Source organism: Rhizobium sp. CFBP 8762 (genome assembly GCF_014841565.1).
GTDB lineage: Bacteria > Pseudomonadota > Alphaproteobacteria > Rhizobiales > Rhizobiaceae > CFBP-8762.
The window spans coordinates 45700-56427 of record NZ_JACYUD010000011.1; the positions used below are offsets into that span (position 1 = coordinate 45700).

The 10728-nt window shown below is 55.2% G+C and carries 13 protein-coding genes, 1 tRNA gene and 1 pseudogene; 9 read left to right on the forward strand and 6 right to left on the reverse strand.

Annotation, left to right across the window (positions count from 1 at the left end; genetic code table 11):
• Positions 1 to 62 precede the first annotated feature (62 nt).
• The 4 genes and pseudogenes from IFT84_RS20295 to IFT84_RS20305 all read left to right on the forward strand — a co-directional run bounded on the left by IFT84_RS20295 (position 63) and on the right by IFT84_RS20305 (position 2586).
• Positions 63 to 1019, forward strand: a complete 957-nt coding sequence (locus IFT84_RS20295) for a DUF5655 domain-containing protein (RefSeq protein ID WP_192122452.1) — start codon at positions 63 to 65, stop codon at positions 1017 to 1019.
• A gap of 392 nt (positions 1020 to 1411) precedes the next feature.
• A pseudogene (locus tag IFT84_RS21550) lies at positions 1412 to 1551 on the forward strand (Fic/DOC family N-terminal domain-containing protein); the annotation flags it as partial.
• Between the two features lie 69 nt (positions 1552 to 1620).
• Positions 1621 to 2397 (forward strand): Fic family protein, encoded by a 777-nt coding sequence (locus IFT84_RS20300; RefSeq protein WP_244651319.1) that lies wholly within the window; start codon positions 1621 to 1623, stop codon positions 2395 to 2397.
• Positions 2398 to 2496: 99 nt separating this feature from the next.
• Positions 2497 to 2586 (forward strand) — tRNA-Ser (locus tag IFT84_RS20305).
• A gap of 42 nt (positions 2587 to 2628) precedes the next feature.
• Here the strand turns inward: IFT84_RS20305 and IFT84_RS20310 are convergent.
• Positions 2629 to 3383 (reverse strand): IS5 family transposase gene (locus IFT84_RS20310; protein WP_192122453.1). Its coding sequence is split into 2 segments (ribosomal slippage): positions 2629 to 3050 and positions 3050 to 3383, totalling 756 coding nucleotides; the frame shifts between segments, so codons are not numbered across the junction.
• Positions 3384 to 3595: 212 nt separating this feature from the next.
• On the opposite strand from IFT84_RS20310, the gene tnpA reads away from it, so the two are divergent.
• From tnpA to IFT84_RS20330, 4 genes are all read left to right on the forward strand, one after another.
• A complete protein-coding gene (tnpA, locus tag IFT84_RS20315) occupies positions 3596 to 4027 on the forward strand; it encodes an IS66-like element accessory protein TnpA (protein WP_192122454.1) in 432 nt (143 codons plus the stop codon).
• A complete protein-coding gene (tnpB, locus tag IFT84_RS20320; protein ID WP_042619874.1) occupies positions 4008 to 4361 on the forward strand; it encodes an IS66 family insertion sequence element accessory protein TnpB in 354 nt (117 codons plus the stop codon). The genes tnpA and tnpB overlap by 20 nt, the downstream gene beginning before the upstream one ends.
• A 52-nt stretch (positions 4362 to 4413) precedes the next feature.
• On the forward strand, positions 4414 to 6006 hold the full coding sequence (gene tnpC / locus IFT84_RS20325) for an IS66 family transposase (protein WP_192122455.1): 1593 nt from the start codon (positions 4414 to 4416) through the stop codon (positions 6004 to 6006).
• A 236-nt stretch (positions 6007 to 6242) separates the two neighbouring features.
• Positions 6243 to 6506: a hypothetical protein gene (locus IFT84_RS20330; RefSeq protein ID WP_192122456.1), complete on the forward strand. Its 264-nt coding sequence runs from the start codon at positions 6243 to 6245 to the stop codon at positions 6504 to 6506.
• Between the two features lie 153 nt (positions 6507 to 6659).
• On the opposite strand, the gene tal is transcribed toward IFT84_RS20330, so the two are convergent.
• The gene (gene tal / locus IFT84_RS20335; protein WP_192122457.1) at positions 6660 to 7622 is read right to left on the reverse strand and encodes a transaldolase; all 963 of its coding nucleotides are present in this window, start codon (positions 7620 to 7622) and stop codon (positions 6660 to 6662) included.
• Between the two features lie 149 nt (positions 7623 to 7771).
• On the opposite strand from tal, the gene IFT84_RS20340 reads away from it, so the two are divergent.
• Positions 7772 to 8749, forward strand: coding sequence for a sugar-binding domain-containing protein (locus IFT84_RS20340; RefSeq protein WP_192122458.1), 978 nt, complete (start codon positions 7772 to 7774; stop codon positions 8747 to 8749).
• Here IFT84_RS20340 and IFT84_RS20345 read toward each other — a convergent pair.
• The 4 genes from IFT84_RS20345 to IFT84_RS20360 all read right to left on the reverse strand — a co-directional run.
• Complete coding sequence (locus IFT84_RS20345; protein WP_446737631.1) at positions 8727 to 9335, reverse strand: class I SAM-dependent methyltransferase; 609 nt, start codon at positions 9333 to 9335, stop codon at positions 8727 to 8729. The two genes, IFT84_RS20340 and IFT84_RS20345, sit on opposite strands and share 23 nt — an antisense overlap.
• Before the next feature lie 13 nt (positions 9336 to 9348).
• A complete protein-coding gene (locus tag IFT84_RS20350) occupies positions 9349 to 10017 on the reverse strand; it encodes an RluA family pseudouridine synthase (protein ID WP_192122460.1) in 669 nt (222 codons plus the stop codon).
• A gap of 98 nt (positions 10018 to 10115) precedes the next feature.
• Complete coding sequence (locus IFT84_RS20355; protein WP_192122461.1) at positions 10116 to 10295, reverse strand: hypothetical protein; 180 nt, start codon at positions 10293 to 10295, stop codon at positions 10116 to 10118.
• Positions 10292 to 10728: hypothetical protein (locus IFT84_RS20360; protein ID WP_206757423.1), on the reverse strand; the 437-nt coding region annotated here is incomplete at its 5' end. The genes IFT84_RS20355 and IFT84_RS20360, both read right to left, overlap by 4 nt.

Genomic DNA, 10728 nt, shown 5'->3' on the forward strand with positions numbered 1-10728 from the left:
GACAAACGCGCAAGAGCCAATAAAAACTCAACTCAAATTTGCAAGTCATTTAAGGTGGCCGAGTGAGCGACATCAAGCTATTTCAGTTTGCAGACCGGGGAGCGGTGGAAATTCCCGGCGCAGCAATTCAGGTCGAAAAATCCTTACAAATTCTATTTGAAGGTAATCTTGAAGCCCTGCTTGGCATCCGGTTCATAGCCACGGAACACTCGACCGGTCCCGTCCATGGCGGGCGCATCGACACGCTCGGTTTGGATGAAGACAATTCGCCTGTGATCATCGAATACAAGCGTGCGGTGAACGAGAACGTCATCAATCAGGGACTGTTCTATCTCGACTGGCTGATGGACCACCGCAAGGAATTCCAATGGTTGGTGATGGAGAAGCTGGGATCAGACGCGGCAAAAGCCGTTGATTGGTCTGCACCAAGGCTGCTCTGCATCGCTGGCGATTTCACGCGCTACGACGAGCACGCGGTGAAGCAGATCGCCCGCAACATCGAACTGATCCGCTACCGTCGTTTCGGGGGCGACCTCTTGATGCTGGAACTGGTGCATGCTCCCAAAACGATCAGTGTGATGGCACCACGTCAGGGGCACAAAGTTGCCGCTACGGTTATCACACCGGAGGAAAGTTCAGCAGATGAAGCAGATCCCTATTGGATGAACCGACAGTCCTATCGCCTATCTCAGGCATCCACTGAGCTGCGAGATCTCTACGATGCTGTGCAGCAGTTTCTTATCGGTCTCGGCGATGACGTTCAGGTTAAGGAGCTGAAGCAATACACTGCCTTCAAGCGGATTAAAAACTTCACCAGCTTACTGATTTTCCCTCAGGCCCGCAGCATTCTTGCCTTTGTGCGGCTCGACCCCTCCGACGTTCAGCTTGAAGAGGGCTTTTCGCGCGATGTCAGAAAGATCGGTCACCAGGGAACAGGGGATCTGGAGATCTCACTGCATTCTTTGGCTGAATTTGAGAAGGCACAGCCACTGTTTAGAAGAGCGTATGAGGGGGGATGAGTGGCTGATCTCGGTTGTCTTCCGTTTTCCGCTCTCATCGGAAGACAAACCTGTTTGAATCTTTCACGTGGAAGACAAGAGGATTTGACTGTCACGAGTCGTCCAAAATGGGGCTCAAATGCCCTTGAGTCTCATGCATCTCACTCAAATTAATTTGACTTTCAAAAAATAGATATTTTGACAGCCAATTAGCTTGCATGCGATACCGCCGCTATTGAGCATTTCCATTGCAACGGACCCTCATCATGAACCGCCCGAGTCTAGATCTAAGTGAAGCCGTGAACTATCACTACGATCAGTTCCCACCTTCCGGGATGGACGCCAATCAACTGATAATGCCAATTGCTTCAGCGTCTGCAGCCCTAGCTCGCTATGACCAGATGCTCAAGGGCATGCACAACAGTGAAATTCTGCTGGCTCCTCTGCGGATTCAGGAAGCCGTCGTTCATCTCGTATGGAAGGCACAGTCAGCACGCTAGACGAGGTGCTGCGCTACGAAGCGGACCAAGAAGACAATGAGGATATATCCAACGGCAATTACCGCAATGAAGCGATTGAAGTCTTTCTCTATAGTCGAGCCTTAAGCGCCGCCCAGCGCGCTATGGAGCAAGGTGCTCCCCTATCGAGCTTTCTCATCAAAAGCGCGCATAAGGTGCTTCTTGGCTTAGGCCGCGGTGCCCAATTGTCGCCAGGTGAATTCAAAAGCGAGCAGAATTACCTGGTAGACAGAACGAGGCGGAAAGTCCTGTTTGTGCCAATGCGCCCCGAACAACTCAATGACGGGATGGAGCGCTTGTTCGCTTTCATTCAGTCAGAGGAATGGCAGATCCTCATCAAAACGGCCCTCGCCCATCTCGAATTTGAGGCACTGCATCCGTTCAAGGACGGAAACGGCCGCATCGGTCGAATGCTGATCACACTTATGCTCTGGAAATCCGGTGCAATCTCAGCGCCGCACTTTTACATCAGCAGCTATTTCGAAGATCGCCGCGATGAATATATCGACCGAATGCGGGAGGTTTCGAAGTCCGGCGAATGGACCGAATGGACCGTGTTCTTTCTGGAAGCACTGGAAGCGCAAGCCCAGAAGGACCTGGCAACAGCTGAACGGATCCGCGATCTCTACGAAGAGCTGAAGAAGGAGTTTCCGCAACTTTTAAGTTCTCAGTGGGCGACGGCAGCGCTTGACTTCCTGTTTTCACGCCCGGTGTTCCGCAACAATATTTTCACGAGCCGATCTGGTATTCCCGAGACGACAGCGCACCGGTTCACGCGGATTCTGGTCGAAAAGGAACTGATCCGAACCCTGGAACCTGCTGCTGGGCGTCGGCCAGCGCTCTACAGCTTCGAACCGCTCCTGCAGATTGTCAGAGATTAAGGCACGCTGCGGCCACACCGCCAATGCCGTAAACCCAATTTGCCAGCTCATCCGTTCATTGCTATCAGACGGCGCGTGCAAATCGCGCCGACCTGATGCGGAGAGGTGGCAGAGAGGTCGAATGCACCGCACTCGAAATGCGGCATACCTGCAAGGGTATCGTGGGTTCAAATCCCACCCTCTCCGCCATTGTTACAGGGGCGTTGAGCCTTAGGCTCAGGACTCGTTAAATTACAGCCAGAAAATTACGGCTGCTGCGATGCATATGCTTGAGAAGAAGGTGTGGGCGTAGCGATCGTATCTGGTGTGAATTCGCCTCCAGTCCTTTAGCCTGCCAAACCTGTTTTCGATCTTGTGTCGCTTTTTGTAGAGCGTCTGGTCGTGCGGGATATGCACCTTGCGGTTTGCCCGCGATGGAATGCAGGCGGTTATCTTGCGCTCGGCCAGAGCATTTCGAAACCAATCAGCGTCATAGCCCTTGTCAGCCAGCAGCGTCTTTGCCTTTGGGAAGGCGTGCAACATCTGCGCGGCCCCTTTGTAGTCGCTCATCTGCCCTTCGCTCAAAAGCAGGATCAGCGGCCGACCATGGCCATCGCAGACAGCATGCAGCTTGGAGTTCAGCCCGCCTTTGGTGCGTCCGATACGTCGGGGAACATCCCCTTTTTTAGCAGACTGGCTGCGGTGCGGTGGGCTTTCAAATGGGTCGCATCGATCATCAATTGCTCGGGACTACCACGCTTTGCAGTCAGTTCTGCCAGGATGCGATTGAACACGCCGAGCCTGCTCCAGCGGATGAAGCGGTTGTAGATCGTCTTATGCGGCCCATATTCCTTCGGTGCGTCGCGCCATCGCAACCCATTGCGCAGAACGAAGATGATTCCACTCAAAATCAGCCGATCATCAACGCGCGGAACGCCGTGCGACAGCGGAAAATACGGCTCGATCCGGCGCATCTGCGCTTCCGATAGCAGCATCAAATCACTCATCGTAAGGCCTCCGTTTCGATCCAAAGGAATCAAAAAGGAGAAAGCCGCGCAAGTTATTTAATAGGTCCTGAGCCTAGCGCTTCATCTGCTTTTCTTAACTATTACTCCACTTATTAGTAGTGTTTTGAGTGTAAGCGCGAGTTTCTATACGCCTTCCTGTCTTAAATGCTGTCAGGCATGGAGATTTCCACTTAACATAGGTGGACACCTTGATGGACAAAGACACTCTTAAATTCCCCTCTTCAAAACAAGATCGCGACCGCCGGCGCCGCTATGATCCCGCATGGAAGCAGCGGCTGGTCGAGGCGTGTTCAGAGCCGGGGGTTTCAGTATCACGGCTAGCGCTTCAGCACGGGGTCAACGCAAACCTTGTGAGAAAATGGATCCAGAATGCCCGGCACGTATCTGTGTCGTCGACATCTGCGTTCGTACCGGTTCAGATCACGGCGGCAATCGGCAAGTTCGATATTGAGATGCCAAATGCAGGGAACGAAGAGCCGGCACGCAGAGCGCACGGGACCTGCTCCCCGTCGAAGGTGAGTGCGTCATTGCCAAATGGCGTGATGCTGTCGCTTGAATGCGATGACGTGGACGCTTTGACAACGATCATCGGAACGCTGGCTCATGTTCAAGCTAAACGCTGATATCCAGGTTTACCTGCATCGTGAACCGATCGACTTCAGGGCGGGGATCAATAGCCTTGCGGTGCTGGTTCAGGAGACAATGGCGCTCGATCCGTTCGCTCCTGCTGTCTTTGCATTTTGCAATCGCCGGCGTGACCGGATGAAGCTCCTGTTTTTTGATCGATCCGGTTTTGTGCTGGTTTTGAAACGGTTGACCGAAGATAAGTTCCGATGGCCGCGCCGCGAGGTGCCGGTGGTGACGCTGACGACAGAACAGCTTCATTGGGTTCTCGACGGCATCGATATCGACGCGATGGTCCGCCATCCCTTGCGGCAATATGAGATTGTCGGCTGAAGGGACGATCTAAGCAGTTGACGCGGCCGGGCGGTTCAGATTCAAAACTGTGATGAACAGAGCCAGTGAACCTGATGTTGCAGTGCTGATGGCGCAGTTGGCGGCAAATGCCGCCGAAATTGCTGCGCTGAAAGCCGAGAAGGAAGCGCTCTCGCGCCGCGTCGTCAAGCTCGAAGAGGAACTGGCACTCGCAAAGCTGCATCGTTTTGCACCACGCAGCGAAAAGCACATTGATCGCCTGTTCAACGAAGCCGAAATTGCTGCGGACGAAGATGGCAGTGACGACGGCGATGCTGCCATCGATCTCCCTGATACAGGCCTGCCAGCGGTCGACAGGACCGCGGGGAAAAAGCGGGGTCGCAGACCTCTGCCGGAAGATCTGCCGCGCGAGCGTGTTGAATACGACCTTGCCGATGATCAGAAGGCTTGTCCATGCTGCAAAAGTCAAATGCATCGTATGGGCGAGGCCGTTACCGAGCAGCTCCATATCGAAGTCAAAGCAAAGGTCCTGCAGAATGTTCGGTTCAAGTACGCTTGCCGCCATTGCGACCGCACCGGGATCAACACGCCCGTCGTAATCGCGCCTATGCCGACACAACCCTTGCCGGGCAGCATTGCTACGGCTTCAACGCTGGCCTTCGCGCTTGTTCACAAATACGTCGATGGCACACCGCTCTACCGCGTTGCCCAGACCTTCGAGCGGGCCGGCGTACCGATCAGCCGTGGAGCACTTGCTCACTGGGTGATCGCCTCGAGCGAGAAGCATCTGCATCGCATCTATGAGGCCCTGAAGCTGCGGCTTGGCTCGCATCCTCTCATCCATGGTGACGAAACGACCGTTCAGGTCCTGAAGGAAAAGAACAAGGAAGCCACCAGCACGTCGTACATGTGGGCATACCGCAGCGGTGAGGACAGTGACGAGCCAATCGTACTTCTCGACTACCAGCCCGGCCGGGGTCAGATCTACCCGCAGACCTTCCTCGGTGATTATCGCGGCATATTGGTGACCGACGGCTACACCGCGTGGCGCACCATCAATGGCGCAACCCATGTCGGATGCATGGCTCATTCCAGGCGGCGCTTTGTCGAGGCCCTCAAGACCCGCAAGAATGGAGGCGGACCGCCGGAACAGGCACTCCGGTTCTTCGAGCAGCTCTACCGGATCGAAAAGCAGGCAAGAGACAATATCCCGGATGCCGGGGAGACGAAGGTCGACTGCATACGCGGTTTCCGCCAACAGCACAGCTTGCCCGTCCTAAACGCCCTAAAGATTTGGCTCGACACCATTGCGCCAAAGGTCTTGCCGGACACCAAGCTGGGTGACGCCGTGTCCTACACTCTAAACCAGTGGGAGTATCTGACGCGCTATACCAGTGACGGCACAATGCCGATCGACAACAACATTCTTGAACGCGATATCAGAGTATTTGCGACCGGAAGAAAATCGTGGCTGTTCAGCGACAGCGTCGAGGGTGCCAAGGCCAGCGCCGTGATCTACAGTCTCATGTTGACTTGCCGCGCTTGTGGCGTCGACCCGCTCGCCTGGCTGCGTCACGTGCTCCATGAGTTGCCGCAACGCGCTACCGACGTCAAAATTGACGACCTCCTGCCGTCCAACTTCGCCAGCAAAACACCGCGAGCATAAAAAACAGTTCCAAACCACTACCCGCGATATACCGGTGACGATCGTGTCAACGTGCGCAGAAAATCGCGTTTACTTTTGAGTAACTTTAGCACAATCTTAAAAACAGCCTGACGAAACGAATCTATCTAATGAACTCCAGCCTCGGCCGTGATTAACGTTAAAGAAATTGAAACAACGTTTTGCACCTATCAACAATACGCTAAGAACAACTAAACACACACGTCCGAGGACCCGGTATGAACGACAACGAACCTAATCTCGAGCATTCTGACTTATCTGAGGAATTTACGCGCGATGGCGTGACCGTGCTGGTGGATATCTTTCGCCCGGCGGGCAGCACAGGTGGCTGGACATTGCAGGTTATCGATCAGGATGACGTCATGACCGTTTGGGATGAGCCATTCGCCAGCGAACAGGAGGCCTACGACGAGTTCCTCGCAACGCTCGAAGCGGACGGCATCGAGTCGTTTTCGGCGGGCCCGGAAGACGAACTCGAATAAACGACGAACACAGAAAAGGCCCGGATCACTCCGGGCCTTTTTAGAGCATAATCCGACCGGAGTGAAACGAGGATCGACAAGATTATGCTTTCAGTCAAAGGAATCAGAGCGCCGATCTGATTCAATCAGATCGGCGCTCTAACTTCGATCAGCTTACGCTGCCTGTTCCAGTTCCTTGCGAACCATGGTTCGCAGCGAAATCAGATCCTTGGCAAAAGAGCGGATGCCTTCTGCAAGCTTTTCTGTCGCCATCGCATCTTCGTTCATCATCCAGCGGAATGTCTTCTCGTCCACCGTCAGCTTTTCGACGTTGGTGACCGTATCGGGCGAAAGCTTGCGTTCCAGCTTCCCGTCGTCCTTGGACAGCTCATCCAGAAGGGCCGGGCTGATGGTCAGGCGATCGCAACCGGCTAGCGCTTCAATTTCACCGGCATTGCGGAACGATGCGCCCATGACGATGGTCTTGATATCGTGCGCTTTGTAGTAATTGTAGATTTCGCGAACCGACAGAACACCTGGATCTTCTTCCGCCGTGAAGTCCTTGCCGGAAGCCTTTTTGTGCCAGTCGAGGATACGGCCGACGAAGGGCGAAATCAGGAATGCGCCAGCGTCGGCACATGCAATGGCCTGCGCCTTGCTGAACAGCAGGGTCAGGTTGCAATCGATGCCTTCTTTCTGCAAGACTTCGGCAGCGCGGATACCTTCCCATGTGGACGCGAGCTTGACCAGAATACGGTCACGGGTAACGCCGCGCTCTTCGTATGCAGCGATAATCTTACGGCCTTTGTCAATCGAACCTTCCGTGTCGAATGACAGGTCAGCATCGACTTCGGTTGAAACGCGGCCGGGCACCAGCTTAACCAGTTCCGCACCAACGGAAATAGACAGGCGGTCAGCGACGGTTTGAACAACGGTTTCTGCGATACCGCCCTGCTTGGAACCCCAGGCTACCGCTTCTTTGATCGCATCGGCAAACATGGGCTCGCCAAGCGCTTTGTAGACGATTGTCGGGTTGGTGGTGCAATCAACAGGCTTAAGGCGCGCAACAGCCTCGATATCGCCGGTGTCGGCAACAACCGTGGTCATTTCGCGAAGTTGGTCAAGCTTGGATGTCATATCAGTTCCTCACGTAAAGTCCTTAAGACCCGCCCTAGTGCGCAGACGAAAAATAGGAGCGCGTGGCGCTTTTGTCAATTGGTATCGTCAAATGTATTGCTATCCTCAAAGATTTTGGTGATAGTGACCATCTTACTGTGGAGTAAAACGTGGCAAAGCTGACACGCAATGGTCAAACGGCCCTTCTTGAGACGGAGTCCCTGCGTCTGCGGGCAGCATGGCTGTATTACAACCGAGGCCTGACGCAAAAAGACATCGCCGAGAATCTGGGCGTCAGCCGCTCAACGGTCATTCGCATGCTGGACGAAGCCCGTAAACGAGCGGAGGTGCAAATCTGGATCAACCAGGCCCCTGCCGAATGTACGGCTCTGGCGCTGGAACTGGAGCAGGCATTTGGTCTGGAAGAAGCCATCGTGGTTCCCGGCGAAGGCACGCCAGAGAGTACTGCGCGTGATGTAGGCGCGGCCCTTGGCACATTCCTGAGCGAGGTCATCACCGATCATATGACGCTTGGCGTTGGTTGGGGCCGAACGCTGAATGCGTCACTCCAGACCTTTCGCCCGCCGCGGCGGGAAGCGGTTAAGGTTGTTTCTCTTCTGGGCGGTCTGCTGGAGGCCAGCACGATCAATCCGGTGGAATATTCCTGGCGGGTTGCAAGCCATCTGGGCGCCGATTGTCTGCTGCTGCTCGCCCCACTTGTCGTCGATTCTGCGGAAACCAAGACCCGCCTGATCGAGCGCTGCGGGTTGGAAAAACTGTTCAACAAGGCTGCCAACCTTGATATTGCCGTCATCAGCTGTGGGGATATGAGCCCGCAGGGAACCTCGCTCTCGCGTGGCTTTCTCAATCCCGATGATCATGCCGCCCTTCTGGCAGCGGGGGCGATTTGCGATACGCTGTTTCATTTTCTCGATGCTGAGGGCCGGACAGTGCACCATCCCATTCACGACCGGGTCATGTCCGTGGGGCTGGAAGCAGTATCAAACGCTCGCCATATCGTTCTTGCGTCCGGCGGAAAGGTACGGGCTCCTGCTATCCGGGCAACAATTCTGCGCACCGGGTGCCATACGCTGGTAACGGACGAGGCCGCCGCACGGGCGCTTCTTAGCCTGCAGGATGGGGAATAACGAACACATCGTAACGGGTGCTCTTGCCCAGTATCTGGTGCGAGGGCTTAACGATTCCGTCCATGGGCGCGGCCCGGAGCGGCCATTTCAATACCACACGCTTTTGCGCGCAACGCAACGCTATCGTCATCAACTCGCGAGAGTCGGGATCGGCCCCGACAAGTTCGCGCAGAACGCGCATTTCCTTCTTCACCAATGCGCTGTTATGGCGTGGCGGATGCATGGGGTCGACCACAACAACCTCCGGCGACAGCTCCGGCAACAGCGCAATGGAATCGCCATGAAGAAGTGTCATCCGGCTAACGATCTCCGCGTAGCGCCCGCCTTCGGTCTTTGCGCGCTCCAGCCCTGCCCGCAACGCCTCAAACATGTCCGGGGACCGCTCAATCAGCGTCACCTCTGCTCCCAACGAAGCCAATAGAAAAGCGTCTCGCCCCAACCCTGCTGTGGAGTCCACAATTTTGGGTGTGAAGCCGCGCGCAAACCCTGCTGCCTTGGGCAGCGCCTGCCCTCGCCCTTCACCGGCGCGAAGGCGATGGCCCACGGCACCGCCGACAAAATCCACCAAATGCTGTGTGTCGCTCACGCTCATGTCATTCTCAAAACGGGCATGGAACGGTAAAGGTCACATCCCGCCCATCGGGATGACGAAACCGCAGTGTTTCAGCATGCAGCAAAAGCCGGTCCGCAGCCGCGAGCGCAGCCTCATCCGCATAGAACGCATCACCCAAAATGGGGTGGCCGATGGCCTTCATATGCACGCGAAGCTGATGGGTGCGGCCCGTCAAGGGTGATAATTTCACCCGCGTCCGGTCCTCTTCGCGCGCCAACACGCGCCATTCCGTTTGCGCCGGGCGGCCATTGTCGTGATCGACGCGGTGGCGCGGTTTGTTATTGGTATCAATGGCCAGCGGCAGATCGATTTGTCCGCTATCCCCGACAAGTTGCCCGGACACGACAGCTACATAGGATTTCTCAGTAAGCCGTTGCTCGAACTGCGATGCAACGGTCGCATGGGCCTTCCGGTTGAGAGACATGACAACAACCCCGGATGTATCCTTATCCAACCTGTGGATCATCAAGGCTGTCGGAAACCGCCGTTGTACCCTGCTTGCCAGACTGTCCGACAAAGCGGGATCCCGTCCCGGCACGGACAAAAGCCCGCTGGGCTTATCCAGAACCAAAATATCCGCATCCTGATGGATGATGGAGATATACGGCTCCAGCGGCGGGTTATAGACAGGGTTGTTGAGTGGCGCAGATGACATGCGGCTTCCTACCACAGTTTGGCAATGGCTCACAAATGCGGAAAAGAGTGCGCCTACGCGTCACCGCACACAGTGATGATAGGCTCATGTTAAGGCGTTTAAGACGAGGGCGCTGCCGTCTCCACGGCAAATGCTTTCGCCTGGCAAAGCATGTTATGAGGGTCGAGAACCATGACGCGCTTGTTGGTCTTGAAAAGAGCATCCCAGCCAGCCTGCCCGCGCTGTGCGTACAGATTGATGATTGCAGCCGTATCTATGATCAATAAATTTTCGCTCATGGCGTGATGCCCTTAATGAAAACAGTACTTCTCTTTAATTTTGCCGCCTCCATTACCGCCGGAATATCGTCCGGACTTTGGCCAGCGAGGCGCAACGCGCTAGCCACGAAAAAGACGCTTGCAGGCAGGATCAATCCGTATTTGCGGAACAAGCGCCTGCTTTCAGCATAGAGCGGATGCCACATGGCTCCCGTTGCCTCTTCCTCGTCGTCTTCGCTGTCGTCGGGATGCTCATAATTGCGGATTTTCTCCAGAAGAATTTCGAACATCCCGGTCTCCGCCTCCCACGCCACGTATTCCTTGAGTACGGTGTGGAACTCCTCGAAGCTGATCCGCTGGTCTTTGATACGATCATAAAATTTGCTGTCGGCAAATGTCCGCTCAAGTACATAGCTTTTCGCCGCTTCGCTCAAAGCACTGTCGAACCGGCCTA